Origin of the sequence: Paraburkholderia monticola, from assembly GCF_001580545.1 — a bacterium.
Lineage (GTDB): Bacteria > Pseudomonadota > Gammaproteobacteria > Burkholderiales > Burkholderiaceae > Paraburkholderia > Paraburkholderia monticola.
Genome location: NZ_LRBG01000002.1, coordinates 89,515 through 110,981, shown reverse-complemented (window position 1 = coordinate 110,981; position 21,467 = coordinate 89,515). Strand labels below are relative to the sequence as shown.

Genomic DNA, 21,467 nt, shown 5'->3' with positions numbered 1-21,467 from the left:
CACCGCTTTACGCGGCGAGTCGATTCAGTGGAGATTCATTATAGCGGCGCGGGTTCTGCCTGGCGCCGCCAGACACCCCTGGCCATTCGGACGATTGGCAGACGCCGCGGGTTCGCGCATCATGACCGGCACGGGCTGCGATGACGGCAGCGCCGCGCGGCGAGAGGACTACTGCTGGCTGAGCGTCATGGACAGCAGCCGCGCGGTGATGTCGACGATCGGAATCACGCGGTTGTAGGCCATGCGGGTCGGCCCGATCACGCCGAGCGTGCCGACGATCTTGCCGTTTACCTCGTACGGCGCGGTGACGACGCTCATTTCCTCGATCGGCACCAGAGTCGATTCGCCGCCGATGAAAATCTGCACACCCGCCGCGTGACTCGACACGTCGAGCAACTGGAGCAGGCTGGTCTTCTGGTCGAAGACATCGAACAGCTTGCGCAGGCGCGCCATGTCCGACGAAAGATCGGCGACTTCGAGCAGATTGCGCTCGCCCGAGATCAGCACGGTCTCGCCGGTGTCGGATTCGTCGGTGCTCGCGGTGACGGCCGCGTGCATCAGCGAGGTCATGTCGCCGCGCAGCTCGTCGATTTCCCCGCGCAGGCGGCGGCGCACTTCGTCGAACGACAGGCCCGCGAAGTGCGCGTTGATGTAATTGGAGGCTTCCACCAGCTGCGACGGCGAAAAGTCGCGCTGGGTCGCGAGGATGCGGTTCTGCACGTCGCCTTCGGGCGTCACGATGATCAGCAGAATGCGCTTGTCGGACAGACGCATGAATTCAATCTGCTTGAACACGTGGCTGCGGCGCGGTGTGAGCACGACGCCGGCGAACTGCGACAGGTTGGACAGCACGCTCGCCGCCGCGGCGACGATTTTCTGCGGCTCGCCCGCCTGCAGCGTGGTCTTGACGGTGCGCATCACCGCTTCCTCGTCCGCGGCGGATTCGACCGTCAGCATCGTGTCGACGAACAGGCGGTAGCCACGCGGCGTCGGAATGCGCCCCGCCGACGTATGCGGACTGATCACGAGCCCCAGATCCTCGAGGTCGGACATCACGTTGCGGATCGTGGCCGGACTGAGTTCGAGGCCCGAATAACGTGACAGGGTGCGCGAGCCGACCGGCTGACCTTCGGCGATGTAGCGCTCAATCAGCGTCTTGAGGAGGGTTTGTGCGCGAGGATCTAGCATGACGAAAAATTTTAGCTCAGTGGCACCGCAGCCGGGAGCGCCCGCGGCGCCCGCTCCCGTCGCATGGATCGCCGTCAGCCGGCTCGCATGTCATCGGGTCTTCACCATTCTAACGATAATCACGGCATGCGCAGACGCCCCGCGTGCGCCGGCCCGCTCCCGGGTCGGTCTGCGGTTCTTTTCAGGCCCTACCTATGGTGTAATGCCGGCATGCAAGTGACCAGCCAGTTCAAGACCGTCGCGCTCGTCGGGCGCAGCAATACGCCGGGCATCGGCGAGCCGCTCCTCGCGCTCGCCGAGGTCATCGCGAAGCTCGGCCTCGAAGTCGTGTTCGAAGCCGACACCGCGGCCGAAATCGGCGTAACCGACTACCCGGCGCTGCGCGCCGCCGAAATCGGCGCGCGCGCCGACGTCGCCGTGGTGCTCGGCGGCGACGGCACGATGCTCGGCTTCGGCCGCCAGTTGGCGCCGTATCGCACGCCTTTGATCGGCATCAACCACGGGCGGCTCGGCTTCATCACCGACATCCCGATCTCCGACATGCTCGAGATCGTGCCGCAAATGCTCTCCGGCAATTTCGAGCGCGAGGAGCGCGTGCTGCTGGAAGCGCGCATCGTGCGCGACGGCACGCCGATCTATCACGCGCTCGCGTTCAACGACGTGGTGGTCAACCGTAGCGGCTTCTCGGGCATGGCGGAGTTGCGCGTGTCGGTCGACGGCCGCTTCATGTACAACCAGCGCTCGGACGGCCTGATCGTCGCGACGCCGACCGGCTCGACCGCGTACGCGCTGTCGTCGCAGGGGCCGATCCTGCATCCGCAACTGCAGGGCTTCGTGCTGGTACCGATCGCGCCGCATGCGCTGTCGAACCGGCCGATCGTGCTGCCGGACGAGTCGAAGGTCAGCATCCAGATCGTTTCCGGGCGCGAAGTGAACGTCAATTTCGACATGCAGTCGTTCACGTCGCTGGAACTTGGCGACACGATCGAGGTGCGTCGTTCGCGTCACACGGTGCCGATGCTGCATCCGGTCGGCTACAGCTATTACGCGACGTTGCGCAAGAAGCTGCACTGGCACGAGTACCCGTCGCACGAAGAAGACCAGAAGCCGCAAGCGGCTCCTTGAGGCGCACACGCCGCCGCGGCCGCCACCCGAACCCCAAGCTCATCCCGACGACCTCCATGCTTCGCCATCTCTCGATACGCGACTTCGTCATCGTCGCCGCGCTCGACCTCGAATTCGACAGCGGCTTTACCGTTTTCTCGGGCGAAACCGGCGCCGGCAAGTCGATCCTGATCGACGCCCTCGCGCTCGCGCTCGGCGCACGTGCCGAGGCGAGCGTCGTGCGTACCGGCGAGAGCCGCGCCGACATCACCGCGGAGTTCGAAACCCACGCGCAGGTCGACGAGTGGCTCGACGCGCAGGCGCTCGGCGCGACTGACGACGACAGCCAGCACGGCGGCACCGTGATGCTGCGACGGGTGGTCGACGCGAACGGCCGCTCGCGCGCGTTCATCAACGGTACGGCGGCCACGCTCGCGCAGCTGCGCGAAGTCGGCGAAATGCTCGTCGACATTCATGGTCAGCACGCGCATCAGTTGCTGATGCGCCCGGACGCGCAGCGCGAACTGTTCGACACGCACGCGGGTCTGTCAGACATGGCCGCCGCGGTGACGCGCGCATGGCGCGCGTGGCGCGACAAAGCGCAGGCGGTCGAGCACGCGCAGACGCGCGATCGCGAGCTGCAACTCGAGCGCGAGCGACTCGCGTGGCAGCTCACCGAGCTCGACAAGCTCGCGCCGCAGCCGGGCGAATGGGAAGAGGTCAACACCGAGCATCGGCGGCTGTCGCATTCGGCGAATCTGATCGACGGCGTGCAGGGTGCGCTCGGCGCGCTGTCCGAATCGGACGAGGCGATGATCACGCAGCTCGGCTCGATCGTGTCGAAGGTGCGCGACCTCGCTGAGATCGACCCGGCGCTGAACGACGTGCTCGCCGCGCTCGAACCGGCCGAAATCCAGTTGCAGGAGGCCGCGTACTCGCTGAGCCATTACGCGCAGAAACTCGAGCTCGATCCGGAGCGGCTCGCGCAGGTCGAAAAGCGCCTCGACGCGCTGCATTCGACGGCGCGCAAATTCCGCCTCCAACCCGAGACACTGCCTGAAGAACACGAAGCGCGCCGCAAGCAACTGGCGGCGCTCGACGCGGCCGCCGACCTCGACGCGCTGCGCGCCGCCGAAGCGCAAGCGAAGGAAGTGTTCATCGCGGAGGCGAAAAAGCTCTCGAAAGCGCGCGCGAAAGCGGGCAAGGCGCTCGGCGAGGCGGTTACGACTGGCATGCAGGAACTGTCGATGAAAGGCGGCAGCTTCGAAGTCGCGCTGGTGCCGCTGCCCGAAGGCGGCGCGCATGGGCTCGAGCAGATCGAGTTTCGTGTCGCCGGTCACGCCGGCGTGCCGCTGCGGCCGCTTGCGAAGGTCGCCTCAGGCGGCGAACTCGCGCGGATCAGTCTCGCGCTGGCGGTCATCGCGAGCGCGGCCAGCCCAACACCGACGCTGATCTTCGACGAAGTGGACACCGGCATCGGCGGTGGTGTGGCCGAAGTGGTCGGGCGGCTGCTGCATCAGCTCGGCGAGGCGCGCCAGGTGTTGTGCGTGACCCATCTGCCGCAGGTCGCCGCGCGCGGCGATCATCATTTTCAGGTCGCGAAGACCGGCAACGGCCAGGGCGGCACGCTCAGCAGCGTGACCTCGCTCGACAAGGCGAGCCGTATCGAGGAAGTCGCGCGGATGCTCGGCGGCCTCGAAATCACGGCGACCACGCGCAAGCACGCGAAGGAAATGCTGGCCGCCTGAGTTGGTGCCGTGCGTCGGCCACGGCATGTCAACTGCTTCGGGTTGGCCGGGACCTCGCACTGATCCCGGCCACGCAGGATGCACTACGCGAAGGTCGGCGCCCTCACCCGAACACCCTCTTCCACAACGCCAGCACCGCCTCGCGCTCGGTCGCGACCAGCGCGGGTTCGACCCGCGCCTTCTCCATCCCGTCGAGCCGCAGCGTGTGCTGCAGCTTGCGATAGCGCCGATACGCCGCGCCGACCGTCTCCGCTTCGGCCTCGCTCATCAGCCCGAACCGCGACACCTCGCGCAACAGCGCGATATTGCCGGTATTGCGGATCAGCTCGGGATCGCGCGCCGCATGCAGCAGTACCCAGTACTGCACGGTGAACTCGATATCGACCATGCCGCCGCGGTCGTGCTTCAGGTCGAACAGGTCCGGCGTATGGTTCGGGTGGCCCGCCTCGACGCGCGCGCGCATCTCGACGATCTCCTTCGCGAGCGGCGGCGCTTCGCGCGGCGTCGTCAGCACCTGTTCGCGGATCGCCTCGAACTTCGCGCCGATCTCCGGATCGCCCGCGCAGTAGCGCGCCCGCGTCAGCGCCTGGTGCTCCCACACCCACGCGGTGTTCGCCGCGTCGCCCTCGCGCAGCTGGTAGCGGCGAAACGCATCGAGGTCGGTGACGAGCAGGCCCGACTCGCCATTCGGCCGCAGCCGCAGATCGATGTCGAACAGCGTGCCGGCACCGGTCGCGGTCGTGAGCCACGTGATCAGGCGCCGCGTGTAGGTCGCGTAGACGTCGGCGGCGGCATCGTCGGGGTCGTCGTAGAGGAAGATCAGGTCGAGATCCGACGCGTAGCCGAGCTCCTTGCCGCCGAGCTTGCCGTAGGCGATCACCGCGAAGCGCGGCGCGTCGCGGTGACGCTTCGCCAACTGGTTCCAGACGGCTTCGAGCGTCACGTCGAGCACCGCGTCGGCGAGTTCGGACAGCCGGTCGCTGACGTGCTCGACGGAGAGCTTGCCGGCAAGATCGATCAGCAGAATGCGAAACACCTCGGCCTGATGCGCGTGGCGCAACAGATCCATCTGCTGCTCGACGCCGTCGGCGGCCGCGAGCCGCCGGCGCAACGTGCGCTTGAATTCGGGCCAGTCGAACGGGCTGTTGATCGCGTCGCCGTCGAGCAATTCATCGAGCAGCTGCGGATGGCGGATCAGATAGCCTGCCGCCCAGCGCGAGCCGCCTAGCACCGACAGCACCTGATGCAGCGCTTGCGGATATTCGGTCAGCAGCGCCAGATAGGCGCCGCGCCGGCTCACCGCTTCGAGCAGATCGAAAAAGCGCGCGACCGTATCGCCACGCCGCCCGGCCGGCTCCAGCGTGCGCGCGGCTTCGAGCGCGCGCTGCGCGACGATGTCGAAACGCTGCCGGCTGCGCTCGTTCAGGCCCATGTAGCGCGACGAACGCCACACCGCCTGCAGCCGCACGAGCAGTTCGTTCGGCGCGGCCACACCCAGTTCGACGAGCCGCGCGCGCAGCGCGTCGTCGGCGCTATCGTCGGCGAGCGCGCTGCTCCACACCCACGCGGCGGCGCCATCCTCGGGTGCCGCGCAGCCGTCGCGGCCGCCCACCTTGTCGGCGAAAATCTGGTCGAACTGCTGTTCGACGAACTCGCGATGCGCATCGAGCTTCGTCATCAACTGCGGATAGTCGTCGCAGCCCATCGCGCGCGCGAGCGCCACGCGGTCTTCGGGGTCGACCGGCATCGCGTGGGTCTGCGCGTCGTTGCGGTATTGCAGACGATGTTCGAGCTCGCGCAAAAAGCGATAAGCCAGCGACAGCTTCACGCACACCGACGGGTCCATCAGCCCGTGCGTGGCCGCGTGGCGCAGCACGGCGAGCGTCGGCCGCACGCGAAAACCGGCGTCCTGGCCGCCGCGGATCAGTTGAAACACCTGCGCGCTGAATTCGATCTCGCGGATGCCGCCACGGCCGAGCTTGATGTCGTCGGCCTTGTCGGGCCTCATCGACGCGCGGCGCTGCGCCTCCTGGCGAATCTGCAGATGCAGCGCGCGAATCGCGCTAATGACGCCGAAGTCCAGATAGCGTCGATAGACGAACGGCGTGACGATCGCATCGAGCTGCTTGTGCAGCCGTTGCGCCGAAGCGCTCGCGCCCTCGGACACGAGCCGGCCCTTGATCCACGCGTAGCGCTCCCACTCGCGGCCCTGCACGTAGAAATACTCTTCGAGCATGCCGAGGCTGCACACGAGCGGCCCCGAATCGCCGTTCGGCCGCAGACGCATATCGACGCGAAAAACGTAGCCGTCGGCGGTGACTTCGGCGAGCGCGCCGATCAGCCGCTTGCCGAGGCGCGCAAAGAACTCCTGGGTCGCGAGCGGCGCACGCTGGCCGCCGGCGGTCTCGCCGTCGTCCTCGTAGACAAAGATCAGGTCGATATCCGACGACACGTTCAGCTCGCGGCCGCCCAGCTTGCCCATGCCGACCACGCCGAGCGTGAGCCGTTCGCCCTGCGGGCCGCGCGGCTCGCCATAGAGCGCTTCGAGTTCGGCGGAGAGCACCGTCAACGCGCGCTGGATCGTCGTTTCCGCGAGATCGGTCATCGCGCCGGTGACTTCGGCGATGTCGGCTTCGCCGGCCAGGTCTCGCTCCATCACCGCGCAGAACACTTCGGTGCGCAGCCGGCGCAGCGCGCGCTTCAGCGCATCTTCATTGACCGGTGCGCCGGCTGGGCCAGCCGCCTCGGCGCACAGTGCGTCGAGACGCGCTTCGATGCGCTCGCGCGTCAGCGGTTCGTCGGCCAACGCGCTGACATGCGCGACGAGTTGCGGACGCGCCGCGACGGCGCGAGCGGCGTAGTGTGAATAGGTGGAACTCAAAAGAGTGGCGTCAGTCATCAAAAGTCTGGCTCGCTCGTTGCTTGATCGAATTTGTCCGGCGGTATCTGGCGATGTCCCCGGGGTCGTTGTCGTGTCGTTTTGTTGCGCAATCGGCACACGGCGACCAGCGCGCCGAAGGCCGTGCCGGAAAGCCTCGCCCGACCCCGTCAAGGGCCGCGGCGCGGCGTGCGGACAGGGTTTGCCGGAAGTCCGCCGACGCTTTCCCGTGTGTTACATTTCGTCGTTAATTCGCAAAACTACCATACGCCCAGCCGCCGCAGCATGCCCGAGCGAAACGAATCCGCCGACCCGCAATCCACGTCGCAGGTCCGGCATGTGAGCGGAAGCGACCACATCGTGTTGCGTCGGACCTTGCGCGTGCTCGCCACGTTCGCGCTCGTCCTCTATTTCATCGCGACGGGACTGTTTCTGGGCTTGCGCTATGTGGTGCTGCCGCGCATCGACAGCTTCCGGCCGCGCATCGAAGCCGCGGTGTCCGACAAGCTGCGCACCCAGTTCACAATTGGCCGGCTCGCGCCGCACTGGAGCGGCTTCCAGCCCGGCGTCGACGTCACCAACCTCGTCATTCGCGATCGCGACGGCCAACCCGCGCTGACGATTCCGCACGCCACCGCGACGGTATCCTGGCGCTCCCTGTGGGAATTTCACCCCGCGCTGTCGAGCCTGATCGTCGATCAACCGGACGTGCTGGTGTCGCGCAGCGAGGACGGCGTCATGTCGGTCGCGGGCGTGCCGGTGCCGACGCGCCACAGCGGCAACGACACGCTGTCCACCTGGCTGTTGCGCCAGCAGGCGATCGTCGTGCGCGGCGGCGTGCTGCGCTGGCGCGACGCGACGCACACAGCGCCGGAACTCGCGCTGCGCGACATCCGCATCGCGATCCTCAACGACGGCCACGACCACCGCATGGCGCTCCAGGCACCGCCCGACGGCCAGGTGTTGAAGGGCCCGCTCGATTTCCGCACGCGCTTTCGCCACACGCCGCTCTCCGCGATCGGCAAGCCGATCAACTGGACCGGCCAGGTGTACATGTCGACGGGCCCAGTCGATCTGCCGACGCTCGCGCGCTACGTCAACTTCCCGATCGAGGCGTTCGCCGGCCGCATCGACAACGCCATCTGGATCGACTTCGCCGAAGGCCGCATGACCCAGGCTGGCGGCCAGTTGAACGGCAACGACGTCGCGCTGCGCGTGCGGCCGACCCAGCCGAAGCTGCTCGTGCCGATCGCCCATTTCACCTGGCGCGTGCAGGCGGGCGAAGGCGACTACACGCTGCAACTGACGGACCTGCGCGCCGAACTCGGCCAGCCGCCGCTCGAAGACGGCACGCCGCTCACGCGCATCCTGCGCTTCCAGACCCTCGACAGCCGCTACCGGACCGCGTCGCAGCAGCACGGGCAGCTCTTGAGCATCAGCGGTGATCGGGTCGATCTCGGCATCCTCGCGGAATTCAGCCGCGCGCTGCCCCTGCCGCGGCACTTTCTGAACGAACTCGTGCGCATCAATCCGCGCGGGCTCGTCGCGAACTACCTGATCGAGGTCGAACGCGGCAAGCCGGAATCCGGCGAGTTCGGCGCCGACCGCCGACCGACCGGCGCGGAGCCGATCGAGCGATATCGCTTCAAGGGCGATCTGCAGGGCATCAGCTTCGCCGCCCAGGAGCCGGGGCCGGGTCTGACACCACGTGGCCACCCGCGCGCCGGCGTTCCCGGCATCGAAAACCTGTGGGGCAACGTCGACGCCGACGAAAAGGGCGGCCACGCGAATCTCGACACGTCCAACGTGGCGATCACGCTGCCAGGCGTGTTCGACGACCCTCGCCTCACGATTGCCCGTCTACACGGCCGCGCCGAGTGGACGATGGGCGCGAAGGCACCGGGCGACACCCGTCCGGCGTTCGCGGTCAAGCTCAGCGATTTCGGCGTATCGAACCCCGACGTCGAGGCGACCGCGACCGCGAGCTACAGCAATCCCGGCCACGGCCGCGGCTCGCTCGACCTGAAGGCCGACTTCAAGCGCGCGCAGGTGACGCGCATCGCCCGCTACCTGCCGACCGCGATCAGCGAGAAGCTGCGCGTGTACCTGGGCCACGGGTTGCAGGCCGGCGTGTCGCGCGGCGGTACGATCGAAGTGCACGGCGACCTGACCAAATTCCCCTATGCGCGCGACCCCGACGCCGGCGTCTTCCACATCGTCGCGCCGTTCACCGGCGGCAAGTTCGATCCGACGCCTTTCCCGCCGCGCAACATGCGCAACGGCACGCCAAACGTTTGGCCGCCGTTCGACGGCATCGACGGCGTGTTCGAGCTCAAGCAGAACCTGCTGCGCTTCGACATCGACCGTGGGCGCTACGAGCGGGTCGTGCTGACCGGCGTGAACGGCCGCATCGACGACCTCGGCACGAAAGGCTCGAACCTGACGATCCAGGGCAACGGCCGCGGCCCGCTCGCCGACATGCTCGATTACGTGAACGGCAGCTCGCTCGGGATCATGGCTCGGCATCAGACCGAGAAGATCCGCGCCGAAGGGCCTGCGTCACTCGCGCTGAAGCTGACGATCCCCCGTACGCCAAAGCCGCATATCGGCGTGGAAGGCGCGCTCGGCTTCCAGAACAACCGCTTGAGCGTGAATAACGTGCCGCCGCTGTCGCAGCTGAACGGCCGGGTGCGCTTCACCGAGCACACGGCCGAGGTCGACCGGCTTTCCGGGCGCTTCCTCGGCGGCGACGTGCATGCGAACGGCGGCTTGCGGCAGGACGGCACCTACGCGCTCGCGCTCGACGGCCATATCGCCGTCGATGCCGCGCGCGAGCTGAGGCTGCACGGGCCGGCCGCCCAGGTGCTCGCGCATATGAGCGGCAGCGCGCCTTACGCGCTGAGCGTCACTGGCGCGAAGGGCCGCCTGCCGGAAGTCAGCGCCGATTCCGATCTGACCGGGCTCGGCCTCGACTTTCCGGCGCCGTTCAGCAAGCCGGCCGGCAAGGCGTTGCCGCTGCACTTCTCGGTCAATCCGTCGAGGGCGCCGGGCGAGGCCGGCCTCGAGCGCGCCGACCTGACGTTCGGGCCGGTCGCTGCCGCGTATCTGCTGCGCTATCAGCCGAAGGTGCAGCCGAATACGCCACCGACCGTCGTACGCGGCGCGATCGGCGTGAACCGGCCGGCCGATCTGCCGTCCGAGGGTGTGGTTGCGGCGGTCGACATCAAGGAGTTCAACGCCGACGCCTGGCGCGCGCTCGCCGCGCAACTGCGTGCAGGCGCGGCCGAGGCCAATGGCGCGAGCAGTTCCGCCGCCACGAGCGGCACGGCTGCCCCCGCCGCCGCGCCGAATCCCACGCTCACGCAATTCCTGCCGAATCGCTTCGCGGTGCACATCGACAAGCTGACGCTGCTCAAGCGCCACTGGGACAACGTGATCGTCGGCGCGTCGCACATCGACCGCACCTGGCAGGCGAACATCGCGTCGAACCAGGTGTCCGGTCACGTGTCGTGGCTGCCGGGCGCGACCCGCGAATCGCCGGGCGAACTGGAAGCGCGCTTTGCGCGCGTCGTGATTCCGTCGGTCGAGGACAAGGACCTGCTCGGCCCGGCGATGCAGGCGCCCGCGCTGAACATGCCGTCGATCGATCTGGTGGTGAACGAGCTGATCGTGCGCGATCGCAACGTCGGCCGGCTCGAGGTCGACGCGCACAACTACGACGAGAACGGCGTGCCGGTCTGGCAGCTCGACAAGCTCGACGTGACGAATCCCACCGCGACCCTCACGGCCACCGCGAACTGGCGCACGTCGACCGAGCTGCCCGCCTCGGCCGAGGAAGCCACCCCGCGTCGCACCGTGTTCGATTTCAAGCTCGACATCAAGGATGCCGGCGCGATGCTCGAGCGCTTCGGCCTGCCAAAGACGCTCAAGAGCGGCAGCGGCTCAATTTCGGGCAAGGCGGTGTGGCAAGGTGGCCCGACCACGATCGACTATTCGACCCTGAACGGCAACGTCGCGCTCGATCTGCGCCATGGCCAGATCCTCAAGGTCGAACCGGGGGTCGCGACGCTGCTCGGCGTGCTGAGCCTGCAAAGCCTCGCGCGCATCGCCACGCTCAATTTCCGTGACGTGATCGGCGAAGGCCTGCCCTTCTCGAGCGTGACCGGGAGCGCGCAGATTCATGACGGCATCGCCCGCACCGACAACTTCAGGATGGTGACCGCGCCCGCGCGTGCCGAGATGGTGGGCACGGTCGACATCGCGCAGAAAACCCAGGACCTGCATCTGCACGTGGTGCCGACCATCAGCGCGGGCTCGGCGGTGATCGCCGCGACGATCGTGAATCCGTTGATCGGCCTCGGCGCGCTGATCGCCGATGTCGCGTTCTCGCATGGGGTGTCACAGGTGTTCGCGCGCGAGTACGCGATCACGGGCTCCTGGACGAAACCGCACATTGAGCGGGTGCAGGCTGAAGGGGGTAAGATGGACGCTCCGGCTTCGGCCGTGGAAGCGCACTGAGTTTTGCCGGTTCGATGGGCCTTGGCGGCCCTGCCCCGAAGGTCCGTCAGAATCGGCTCGCATTGTGCGACGTCGTGTTCCCGAACCACGTCGCCAGCGAGGAAGCCGCGCCAACCCAGTGCGTCGACAGCGGCGCAGCCAGCCGAGAACCATGCGGGCGGTGCGCGCATCCCGCACCGCCGCCCCGCCGGGAGTCTTTTCACACGCTCATGAGCGAAACACACGTCACTTCATCCGCGTTGGCCCCCACATCCGGTGACCCTGGTGCCGGCCCCTTCCGGGTCGCCGCGTTGCAGATGGTCAGCACACCGGATCGCGAACGCAATCTCGCCGACGCAGAACGCCTGATCGCCGAAGCCGCCGCCGACGGCGCGCAACTGGTGCTGCTACCCGAATACTTCTGCTTCATGGGCTTCAAGGACACCGACAAGCTCGCAGTGCGCGAGCCGTATCAGGACGGTCCGATCCAGCGCTTTCTCGCCGACGCCGCGCGCCGCCACCAGATCTGGGTGATCGGCGGCACGCTGCCGATCATCGCGCCGGAGGCGTCGCGGGTGCTGAACACGACGCTCGTGTTCGATCCGCACGGCAACGAAGCCGCGCGCTACGACAAGATCCATCTGTTCAATTTCGAAAAAGGCGAAGAATCGTTCGACGAAGCGCGCACGATCCGCCCCGGCACCGCGGTGCAAGGCTTCGACGCGCCATTCGGCCGGGTCGGCCTGTCAGTCTGCTACGATCTGCGCTTTCCCGAGCTGTACCGGCGCATGGGCGACTGCGCGCTGATCGTGGTGCCATCGGCGTTCACCTATACGACCGGCCGTGCGCATTGGGAGCTGCTGCTGCGTGCCCGCGCGGTCGAAAACCAGTGTTACGTGCTCGCCGCGGCGCAAGGCGGCAAACATGAAAACGGCCGCCGCACCTGGGGCCACAGCATGCTGATCGACCCGTGGGGCGAGATCGTCGCGGTGCGCGACGAGGGCGCCGGCGTGGTCGCGGGCAACCTCGAACGCGCGCGCATCGACGAAGTGCGGCAGAGTCTGCCGGCATGGCGTCATCGCGTGCTGACCTGAAACCGACATTGAAACTGCGGCGCCTGACATGCATATAGAGACGCAGGCGCTCCCCGACCCCTTCGTATCGAGCAGAACATACTTCGCATGAACATCATCGAACCCGGTATCCGTAATCTCGCCGCCGCCAAGGACATCCTCCTCACGCCCTATGGTCTCGACGAGTCGTTGCTCACGCGCACGCTCGCTGAAATCTTCACGCACCGCGTCGACTACGCGGACCTGTACTTCCAGGCCACCCGCAGCGAAGCGTGGAGTCTCGAAGAAGGCATCGTGAAGTCGGGCAGCTTCAGCATCGATCAGGGCGTCGGCGTGCGCGCCGTGTCGGGCGACCGCACCGCGTTCGCCTACTCGGACGACCTCTCGCCGGAAGCGATTCGCCAGGCGGCCATCGCCACGCGCGCGATCGCCAAGGCGGGCGGCGGCAAGCAGAAGATCAAGGTGGCGTCCTCGCTCACCGGCATCGCCGGGCGTGATCTGTATCTGCCGTCGGACCCGCTGCATTCGCTCGACGCAACCGCCAAGGTCAAGCTGCTCGAGCGCATCGAGCAGATGGCGCGCGGCCGCGATCCGCGCATCCAGCAGGTGATGGCGGGCCTCGCCGGCGAATACGACGTGGTGCTGGTCGCGCGCAGCGACGGCGGCTTCGCGGCCGACATCCGGCCGCTCGTGCGCGTATCGGTCACGGTGATCGCCGAGCAGAATGGCCGCCGCGAAATCGGCAGCGGCGGCGGCGGCGGGCGCTTCGACTACGGCTATTTCACCGACGAAGTGCTGTCGCGCTACGTCGACGACGCGGTGCACGCGGCGCTCGTCAACCTCGACGCGCGTCCGGCGCCGGCCGGCGCGATGACCGTGGTGCTCGGCCCGGGCTGGCCCGGCGTGCTGTTGCACGAGGCGATCGGCCACGGGCTCGAAGGCGACTTCAACCGCAAGGGGTCGTCGGCGTTCGCGGGACGCATCGGCGAGCAGGTCGCCGCGAAGGGCGTCACCGTGGTCGACGACGGCACGCTGCCGAACCGCCGCGGCTCGCTCAACATCGACGACGAAGGCAACCCCACCCAGTGCACGACGTTGATCGAGGACGGCATCCTGAAGGGTTACATCCAGGATACGCTGAACGCGCGCCTGATGAAGATGCCGGTCACCGGCAACGCACGGCGCGAATCCTACGCCGCGCTGCCGATGCCGCGCATGACCAACACGTACATGCTGAACGGCGACAAGGATCCGCAGGAGATTCTCGAATCCGTGAAGAACGGCCTGTATGCGGTGAACTTCGGCGGCGGCCAGGTCGACATCACGAACGGCAAGTTCGTGTTCTCGGCCTCCGAGGCGTACATGATCGAGAACGGCAAGATCACGTATCCGGTCAAGGGCGCGACGCTGATCGGCAGCGGCCCGGAATCGCTGAAGTACGTCACGATGATCGGCAACGACATGAAGCTCGATTCGGGCGTCGGCGTGTGCGGCAAGGAAGGCCAAAGCGTGCCGGTGGGTGTCGGTCAGCCGACGCTGCGCATCGAACGCATGACGGTTGGCGGAACGGCCTGATTTCGCAGTGCATGCATGCTTCGCGCACGCAACGCGCGAAGCATGCGGGTTTTCCGCATTTTTCGACGTCCCAGCTTGTCAGCCGAGCCTGTACCGGGTTATAAAGTCACTCACCCTTTTTTGACCAGCGACGCATTTAATTCGCCATGTCCGCCAAATTTTATTTTTACTTTTTTTGGTATCTCAGACCGCTGGCGGATCGAGAGGGGTGTTAGTGCACGCAGGACACCAAGAATTCCCGAAAAACCGCCAGCTAGCCTGGCGGTTTTTTTTCGTCTCACGCTTTTCGACACCTGGCTGACATTTTGTCGTTGACCATTATTTGATCGTCGTCCGCTCTGGCATCGCTGCCGGCGAACACGCTACGAACCGATTCAGGAGAACCCCATGCCCCCGCACAACACCGACGATGTCCGCATCCGCGAATTGAAGGAACTCACGCCGCCCGCTCACCTGATCCGCGAATTTGCCTGCGACGAGACGGTGTCGAATGTGATCTACGACTCGCGCACCGCGATGCACCGCATTCTGCACGGCATGGACGATCGTCTGATCGTCGTGATCGGCCCGTGCTCGATTCACGATCCGAAGGCCGCGATCGAATACGCGGGGCGACTGATCGAGCAGCGCAAGCGCTTCGCCGGCGAGCTCGAAGTCGTCATGCGGGTGTACTTCGAAAAGCCGCGCACGACGGTGGGCTGGAAAGGCCTCATCAACGACCCGCACATGGACAACAGCTTCAAGATCAACGAAGGTCTGCGCACCGCGCGCGAGTTGCTCTTGCGCATCAACGAACTCGGCCTGCCGGCCGGCACCGAGTACCTCGACATGATCAGTCCGCAGTACATCGCCGATCTGATCTCGTGGGGGGCGATCGGCGCGCGCACGACCGAATCGCAGGTGCATCGTGAACTGGCTTCGGGACTGTCGTGTCCGGTGGGCTTCAAGAACGGCACGGACGGCAACGTGAAGATCGCCGTCGACGCGATCAAGGCCGCCTCGCAGCCGCATCATTTCCTGTCGGTCACGAAGGGGGGGCACTCGGCGATCGTATCGACCGCGGGCAACGAGGACTGCCACGTGATACTGCGCGGCGGCAAGACGCCGAACTACGACGCCGACAGCGTCAACGCGGCCTGCGCCGATATCGGCAAGGCGGGTCTCGCCGCGCGTCTGATGATCGACGCGAGCCATGCGAACAGTTCGAAGAAGCACGAGAACCAGATTCCGGTGTGCGCGGATATCGGCCGTCAGATCGCCACGGGTGACGAGCGGATCGTCGGCGTGATGGTGGAGTCGCACCTCGTCGCGGGGCGCCAGGACCTGCAGGAAGGCCGCGAGCTCACGTACGGGCAGAGCATTACCGATGCGTGCATCGGCTGGGACGAAAGCGTCGCCGTGCTCGAAGGCCTCGCCGAAGCGGTCAGGCAGCGCCGCATCGCGCGTGGCAGCGGTAACTGAACACCTGGGCTAGCGCCACTGCGACGACTGCTCAGTAGTCCGTGGAAAAACCCGGTTCAATTTCGAACCGGGTTTTTTTATTTGATTGGCCATTCGGACGAATGGTACTCAGCCGGCCACCTCGATATCGTCATAGCTCGTTGCCTGGTCGCATGCATGACTTGACCGGGCTGGAGAATGCGTATAAGATTTTATACATGAGGTGGCGATGGAGCAGGAAAAAGAAATTCGCTGGCTAGGCTCCAGCTACCGCGATTTGCTCGCTTTTCCCGACGAAGCACGTCGTCTCGCAGGGTTTCAGCTTCACAAGATTCAGTCCGGACTCGACCCCGACGACTGGAAACCATTCGACTCGATCGGCGCGGGAACGCGCGAAATTCGCATCAAAGACGAGAACGGCATCTATCGCGTGATGTATGTGACCAAATACGCCGAAGCGTTGTACGTGCTGCATTGCTTTCAGAAGAAAACGCAGAAGCTCGGACTGCACGACAGAAAAATTGCCGAAACGCGCTACCGCGCCATCACTCATTACAGGACGACCCAGCCATGACGATCGACACGAATATTCGTCACGTAACGCGACCCGGCGCGAATGTGTTCCTCGAACTCGGTTTTTCCGCCGAGGAAGCAAAGCGCCTTCACGCCGCGTCGAAAAAGCAGATCAACGATACACGGCTGCTCAAGGAACAACTGATGACCGAGCTGTCCACGTGGATCGAACAGCATCATCTGAAGCAAGCCGAGGCGGCCGAAATCCTGATGGTCTCGCGCCCGCGCGTCTCTGACGTCGTCAACAAGAAGACCACCAAGTTCACGATCGACACGCTCGTCGAAATGCTGAGCCGCATCGGCAAGCCGGTGACGCTCGCCGTCGGTTGAGCGTCGGCTCGCGCCAATCACCATGCGTGGCTATGTGCGCTTGTGCGCTGCCGTTCAATGCGCGCCGCGATCGTGCTGCCACAGCACGTCGGTGCCGCCGTCCGCGCGATTGAGCACGCGCGCCAGCACGAACAGCAGATCGGACAGCCGGTTCACGTACTGACGCGGCGCCGCGTTCAGCGCCTCGTGTTCGCCGAGCGCGACGATCGCGCGCTCGGCGCGGCGGCATACCGTGCGGCACACATGCGCGAGCGCAGCCGCGCGCGAACCGCCCGGCAAAATAAATTCCTTCAGCGGTGGCAGCGTGGCGTTGTAGTCGGCGAGCCAGCCGTCGAGCTGCGCGAGATGCTGCTCGGTAATCATCGTGTGACCGGGAATGCACAACTCGCCGCCAAGATCGAACAGGTCGTGCTGAATGGCGACCAGCGCCGCGCGCACGTTCTCGGGCAGGTTTTCGCACAACAGCACGCCGAGATTCGAATTGAGCTCGTCGACGTCGCCAATCGCGGCGATACGCTCACTGTTCTTGCGCACGCGACGGCCGTCGCCGAGACCGGTGGTGCCGTCGTCGCCGGTGCGCGTCGCGATCTTGCTGAGGCGATTGCCCATGATGTCTCCCCCTCCGTTCAGTGGCGATGCGGCCACCACGTTTATCCATATTGCACGCATCGTGAAATCGTCGCCATTATATGAGCGCAAGTCGGCCTGGCGCCGGCCAGCGGGCGAACGGCGTAAAATGAAACAGCTGCTGTAAACAGGCTGCTCTATAAAGATTTTTCCGACACAGGAGACATGCGTGAACCATCCCGTGCCGCCGGCCCCGCTGCGCCGGCCGTTTCCCGCCGAATTGCTGAATCAGCTCAAAGCCGCCTTCGGCGAGCGCGTGTCCGTCGCCGAATCCGTGCGTACGCACCACGGCCGCGACGAATCGCCTTTCGATCCGCAACTGCCGGACGCCGTCGTCTTCGCGCGTACGACCGAAGACGTGCAAACCGCCGTCAAGCTATGCGGCCAGTACGACGTACCGATCATTCCGTACGGCAATGGCTCCTCGCTCGAAGGACATCTGCTTGCCGTGCAAGGCGGCGTGTCGATCGATCTGTCGGAAATGAACCGGGTGTTGTCGATCAACGCCGAAGACCTGACCGTCACCGTCGAGCCCGGCATCTCACGCAAGCAACTGAACGAAGCGCTGCGCGACACGGGCCTGTTCTTCCCGATCGACCCGGGCGCCGACGCGAGCATCGGCGGCATGTCGGCCACGCGCGCCTCGGGCACCAACGCCGTGCGCTACGGCACGATGCGCGAGAACGTGCTCGGCCTGACGGTCGTGCTCGCCGACGGCCGCGTCATCAAGACCGGCTCGCGCGCGCGCAAATCGTCGGCGGGGTACGACCTCACCCGTCTGTTCGTCGGCTCGGAAGGCACGCTCGGCGTGATCACCGAAATCACCGTGCGTCTCTATCCCCAGCCGGAAGCGGTATCGGCCGCGGTGTGCGCGTTCCCGTCGATGGGCGATGCAGTGCGTGCGGTCATCGAGACGATCCAGATCGGCGTGCCGATCGCGCGCGTCGAGTTCGTCGATGCGCTTGCAATCCGCTCGATCAATCGCCATTCGAACCTGACGTTGCGCGAAGCGCCGACGCTGTTCTTCGAATTTCACGGCACCGAGGCCGGCGTCAAGGAACAGGCCGAACTCGTGCAGGAAATCGCCGCGCAAAATGCAGGCGAAGGCTTCGAATGGGCGACGCGCCCCGAAGACCGCAGCCGTCTGTGGAACGCGCGTCACAACGCCTATTTTGCGATGCTGCAACTGAAGCCCGGCTCGCGCGCGGTCACCACCGACGTCTGCGTGCCGATCTCGCGTCTCGCCGAATGCGTGGTCGAAACGGAGCAGGATCTGTTGGCCTCGCCGCTGCCCTGCCCGATCGTCGGCCATGTCGGCGACGGCAACTTCCACGTCGCGATCCTGATCGACCCGAACAAGCCCGAAGAGCTCGAGGAGGCCGAGCGCCTGAACCATCGTATCGTGCAGCGCGCGCTGCGCATGGACGGCACCTGCACCGGCGAGCATGGCGTGGGGCTGCACAAGATGGGCTTTCTGCTCGAAGAGCATGGCGACGTCGCGGTCGATACGATGCGCTCGATCAAGCACGCGCTCGACCCGCGCAATCTGATGAATCCGGGCAAGATCTTCGCCTGGGCGGCGGCCTGATTACGAAAGTGACGCGAAGCAGGCTGCACGAAACAGCCGGCTCGAACCAGCAAGCCGGATTGGCGCAAGCCACGAGGAGACAACTCACATGAACGCACCCGCTGAACTGTCGGCCGAAGTCCTCGCGCAGCGTCAGCGCGAAGTCGTGCAGGCGCTGATGGCCGTGTTGCCGACCCACTGTCTGCTGTATCGCGAGGAAGATACCGTCGCGTACGAATGCGATGGTCTCGCCGCGTACCGGCGGCTGCCGCTCGCCGTCGCGTTGCCGGAAACCGAATCCCAGGTGCAGCGCATCGTGCAGATCTGCCATCGCCTCGACGTGCCCATCGTGCCGCGCGGCGCGGGCACCGGCTTGTCGGGTGGCGCGATGCCGATTCGGCACGGCGTGGTGGTGTCGCTCGCGCGCTTTCGCAAGATCGTCGAGGTCGACTCGTATGCGCGCACCGCGACCGTGCAGCCGGGCGTGCGCAATCTGGCGATCTCCGAGGCCGCGGCGCCGTATGGTCTTTACTACGCGCCGGACCCGTCGTCGCAGATCGCCTGCACGATCGGAGGCAACGTGTCCGAGAATTCCGGCGGCGTGCATTGCCTGAAGTACGGCCTCACCGTGCACAACGTGCTGCGCGTGCGCGCGGTCACGATGGAAGGCGAGATCGTCGAATTCGGCTCGCTCGCGCCGGACGCGCCGGGGCTCGATCTGCTCGCGGTGCTGATCGGCAGCGAGGGCATGTTCGCGATCGTCACCGAGGTCACCGTCAAGCTGATCCCGAAGCCGCAAATGGCGCAGGTCATCATGGCCAGCTTCGACGACGTCGTCAAAGGCGGCGACGCGGTTGCCGGCATCATCGCGGCAGGCATCATTCCGGCCGGTCTCGAGATGATGGACAAGCCCGCCACGCGCGCGGTCGAGGAGTTCGTCAACGCGGGCTACGACCTCGACGCGGCCGCGATCCTGCTATGCGAATCGGACGGCACACCCGACGAAGTCGCGAACGAAATCGTGCGCATGACCGCGGTGCTGCGCGAGCACGGCGCGACCCGAATCCAGATCTCGCGCACGGAAGCCGAGCGGCTGCGCTTCTGGTCCGGGCGCAAGAACGCATTTCCGGCCGCCGGCCGCATTTCGCCGGATTACTACTGCATGGACGGCACCGTGCCGCGCCGCAGTATCGGACCGCTGCTCGCACGCATCGAGGAGATGGAGAAGACCTACCAGCTGCGCTGCATCAACGTGTTCCATGCCGGCGACGGCAACATGCACCCGCTGATCCTGTTCAACGGCAACGACCAGGACGAGTGGCATCGCGCCGAGTTGTTCGGTTGCGACATCCTCGAAGCCTGCGTCGAGCTGGGCGGCACCGTGACGGGCGAGCATGGCGTCGGCATCGAGAAGATCAATTCGATGTGCGTGCAGTTCTCTCCCGAGGAACGCGACACGTTCCACGCGGTCAAGCGTGCCTTCGACGCGCCCGGCCTGCTGAACCCCGACAAGGGCATCCCCACGCGGGCGCGCTGCGCCGAATACGGCAAGATGCACGTGCGCGGCGGGCTGCTGCCTCATCCCGAGCTACCGCGCTTCTAACGGCTGGCGCAGCCACCGTTCGCCGCGCCCGCGCCGGTCCTCGCGCGGGCGCGGCGCCGTGAGCCTCCTCCGACTGAAGTACCGACGCGCGGCGCTCCCCGTGCGGGTGCGCTCCGGCTTGTCAGCGGGCCCCCGCCCGGTACAATCAAACGAAACACAACGAGCAGGACACCATGGAAGAGGACGACATCGTCGCCGTATGGTCCGAACGCGTGCGGTCGGCCAGCGCCGAGGGACGCGCGCTGCGCGTCCGCGGCGGCGGCACCAAGGACTGGTATGGCCAGACGCTGGAAGGTGAGATCCTCGACACGCGCGCTTATCGCGGCATCATCGCGTACGATCCGGCCGAGCTCGTGATCACTGCGCGCGCGGGCACCCCGCTGCTGGAAATCGAAGCCGCGCTCGCCGAGCACGACCAGATGCTGCCGTTCGAGCCGCCGCACTTCGGTCCGCAGGCCACCTTCGGCGGCTGCATCGCCGCGGGCATTTCCGGGCCGCGCCGGCCTGCCGTCGGCGCCGCGCGCGACTTCGTGCTCGGCGCCGTCGTGATGAACGGCCAGGGCCAGGTGCTGCACTTCGGCGGCCAGGTCGTGAAGAACGTCGCGGGCTACGACGTGTCGCGGCTGCTGGCGGGCTCGCTCGGCACGCTCGGGCTGATCCTCGAATTGTCGGTCAAGGTGCTGCCGCGGCCGCAGGTCGAAGCCACACTGAAGTTCGACATGAACGGCACCGACGCGGTACGCAAGCTCAACGAATGGGGCGGCCGGCCGCTGCCGATCACCGCGAGCGCATGGCGCCACGGCACGCTCGCGGTCCGGCTCGGCGGCGCGGAAGCCGCGGTCAAGGCCGCGCGCACCGGGCTCGGCGGCGAGGTCGTCGATGCGGTCGAAGCCGAACGTTTCTGGGCCGGCCTGCGCGAACAGACCGATTCGTTCTTTGCCGGAATTCCGCCGAAGGCCGCGCTGTGGCGCCTCGCGCTGCCGACGATCACCGAGCCGCTGCAACTGCCCGGCGCGCAACTGATGGAATGGGGCGGCGGCCAGCGCTGGTGGATCACCGATACCGACGCGCAAACCGTGCGCATCAGCGCGAAGCAGGCCGGCGGCCACGCCACGATCTTCCGCTGCGGCCACGGCTACGACCGCAGCGCCGGTGTGTTCACGCCGCTGCCCGCGCCGCTGATGAAAATCCATCGCGGCCTCAAACAAGCATTCGACCCGGCCCGGATCTTCAACCGCGGCCGTCTCTACTCCGACTTCTGAGC

The 21,467-nt window shown here is 66.3% G+C and carries 14 protein-coding genes; 11 read left to right on the top strand and 3 right to left on the bottom strand.

What is annotated here, in order from left to right; translation table 11 throughout:
- Positions 1–168: 168 nt before the first annotated feature.
- Positions 169–1,188, bottom strand: a complete 1,020-nt coding sequence (gene hrcA / locus CI15_RS02590; protein WP_062124083.1) for a heat-inducible transcriptional repressor HrcA — start codon at positions 1,186–1,188, stop codon at positions 169–171.
- A gap of 210 nt (positions 1,189–1,398) precedes the next feature.
- Between hrcA and CI15_RS02585 the strand changes: the two genes are divergently transcribed.
- On the top strand, positions 1,399–2,313 hold the full coding sequence (locus CI15_RS02585; protein ID WP_062124081.1) for an NAD kinase: 915 nt from the start codon (positions 1,399–1,401) through the stop codon (positions 2,311–2,313).
- A 56-nt stretch (positions 2,314–2,369) separates the two neighbouring features.
- Complete coding sequence (recN, locus tag CI15_RS02580) at positions 2,370–4,040, top strand: DNA repair protein RecN (protein WP_062124079.1); 1,671 nt, start codon at positions 2,370–2,372, stop codon at positions 4,038–4,040.
- A 103-nt stretch (positions 4,041–4,143) separates the two neighbouring features.
- Here the strand turns inward: recN and glnE are convergent, their stop codons facing one another.
- Positions 4,144–6,939, bottom strand: a complete 2,796-nt coding sequence (glnE, locus tag CI15_RS02575) for a bifunctional [glutamate--ammonia ligase]-adenylyl-L-tyrosine phosphorylase/[glutamate--ammonia-ligase] adenylyltransferase (protein ID WP_062124077.1) — start codon at positions 6,937–6,939, stop codon at positions 4,144–4,146.
- A gap of 264 nt (positions 6,940–7,203) precedes the next feature.
- Between glnE and CI15_RS02570 the strand changes: the two genes are divergently transcribed.
- The 6 genes from CI15_RS02570 (at position 7,204) to CI15_RS02545 (ending at position 16,406) form a co-directional block, all read left to right on the top strand.
- Positions 7,204–11,436 carry a YhdP family phospholipid transporter gene (locus tag CI15_RS02570; RefSeq protein ID WP_062124074.1) on the top strand — a complete coding sequence of 1,411 codons (4,233 nt, stop codon included), beginning with the start codon at positions 7,204–7,206 and terminating at the stop codon, positions 11,434–11,436.
- A gap of 209 nt (positions 11,437–11,645) precedes the next feature.
- Positions 11,646–12,509 (top strand): carbon-nitrogen hydrolase family protein, encoded by an 864-nt coding sequence (locus CI15_RS02565; RefSeq protein WP_062124072.1) that lies wholly within the window; start codon positions 11,646–11,648, stop codon positions 12,507–12,509.
- A gap of 87 nt (positions 12,510–12,596) precedes the next feature.
- Entirely contained in the window at positions 12,597–14,063 is a 1,467-nt protein-coding gene (tldD, locus tag CI15_RS02560) for a metalloprotease TldD (RefSeq protein ID WP_062124070.1), read from the top strand.
- A 387-nt stretch (positions 14,064–14,450) separates the two neighbouring features.
- On the top strand, positions 14,451–15,524 hold the full coding sequence (gene aroG, locus CI15_RS02555) for a 3-deoxy-7-phosphoheptulonate synthase AroG (protein WP_062124068.1): 1,074 nt from the start codon (positions 14,451–14,453) through the stop codon (positions 15,522–15,524).
- Positions 15,525–15,732: 208 nt separating this feature from the next.
- Positions 15,733–16,077, top strand: coding sequence for a type II toxin-antitoxin system RelE/ParE family toxin (locus tag CI15_RS02550; protein ID WP_062124066.1), 345 nt, complete (start codon positions 15,733–15,735; stop codon positions 16,075–16,077).
- Complete coding sequence (locus tag CI15_RS02545; protein ID WP_062124064.1) at positions 16,074–16,406, top strand: helix-turn-helix domain-containing protein; 333 nt, start codon at positions 16,074–16,076, stop codon at positions 16,404–16,406. Before CI15_RS02550 ends, CI15_RS02545 begins: the two co-directional genes overlap by 4 nt.
- A 54-nt stretch (positions 16,407–16,460) precedes the next feature.
- Here the strand turns inward: CI15_RS02545 and CI15_RS02540 are convergent, their stop codons facing one another.
- Positions 16,461–17,015, bottom strand: a complete 555-nt coding sequence (locus CI15_RS02540; protein WP_062124062.1) for a cob(I)yrinic acid a,c-diamide adenosyltransferase — start codon at positions 17,013–17,015, stop codon at positions 16,461–16,463.
- Positions 17,016–17,202: 187 nt separating this feature from the next.
- On the opposite strand from CI15_RS02540, the gene CI15_RS02535 reads away from it, so the two are divergent.
- From CI15_RS02535 to glcE, 3 genes are all read left to right on the top strand, one after another.
- Positions 17,203–18,621, top strand: a complete 1,419-nt coding sequence (locus CI15_RS02535) for an FAD-linked oxidase C-terminal domain-containing protein (protein WP_062124060.1) — start codon at positions 17,203–17,205, stop codon at positions 18,619–18,621.
- A gap of 88 nt (positions 18,622–18,709) precedes the next feature.
- On the top strand, positions 18,710–20,203 hold the full coding sequence (locus tag CI15_RS02530; protein WP_062124058.1) for an FAD-linked oxidase C-terminal domain-containing protein: 1,494 nt from the start codon (positions 18,710–18,712) through the stop codon (positions 20,201–20,203).
- A gap of 173 nt (positions 20,204–20,376) precedes the next feature.
- Positions 20,377–21,465, top strand: coding sequence for a glycolate oxidase subunit GlcE (gene glcE, locus CI15_RS02525; protein WP_062124056.1), 1,089 nt, complete (start codon positions 20,377–20,379; stop codon positions 21,463–21,465).
- Positions 21,466–21,467: the final 2 nt, after the last annotated feature.

Coding starts and splice junctions, on each gene's coding strand:
- hrcA (WP_062124083.1), bottom strand. CDS start 1,188: ATGCTAGATCCTCGCGCACAAACCCTCCTCAAGACGCTGATTGAGCGC.
- CI15_RS02585 (WP_062124081.1), top strand. CDS start 1,399: ATGCAAGTGACCAGCCAGTTCAAGACCGTCGCGCTCGTCGGGCGCAGC.
- recN (WP_062124079.1), top strand. CDS start 2,370: ATGCTTCGCCATCTCTCGATACGCGACTTCGTCATCGTCGCCGCGCTC.
- glnE (WP_062124077.1), bottom strand. CDS start 6,939: ATGACTGACGCCACTCTTTTGAGTTCCACCTATTCACACTACGCCGCT.
- CI15_RS02570 (WP_062124074.1), top strand. CDS start 7,204: ATGCCCGAGCGAAACGAATCCGCCGACCCGCAATCCACGTCGCAGGTC.
- CI15_RS02565 (WP_062124072.1), top strand. CDS start 11,646: ATGAGCGAAACACACGTCACTTCATCCGCGTTGGCCCCCACATCCGGT.
- tldD (WP_062124070.1), top strand. CDS start 12,597: ATGAACATCATCGAACCCGGTATCCGTAATCTCGCCGCCGCCAAGGAC.
- aroG (WP_062124068.1), top strand. CDS start 14,451: ATGCCCCCGCACAACACCGACGATGTCCGCATCCGCGAATTGAAGGAA.
- CI15_RS02550 (WP_062124066.1), top strand. CDS start 15,733: ATGGAGCAGGAAAAAGAAATTCGCTGGCTAGGCTCCAGCTACCGCGAT.
- CI15_RS02545 (WP_062124064.1), top strand. CDS start 16,074: ATGACGATCGACACGAATATTCGTCACGTAACGCGACCCGGCGCGAAT.
- CI15_RS02540 (WP_062124062.1), bottom strand. CDS start 17,015: ATGGGCAATCGCCTCAGCAAGATCGCGACGCGCACCGGCGACGACGGC.
- CI15_RS02530 (WP_062124058.1), top strand. CDS start 18,710: ATGAACGCACCCGCTGAACTGTCGGCCGAAGTCCTCGCGCAGCGTCAG.
- glcE (WP_062124056.1), top strand. CDS start 20,377: ATGGAAGAGGACGACATCGTCGCCGTATGGTCCGAACGCGTGCGGTCG.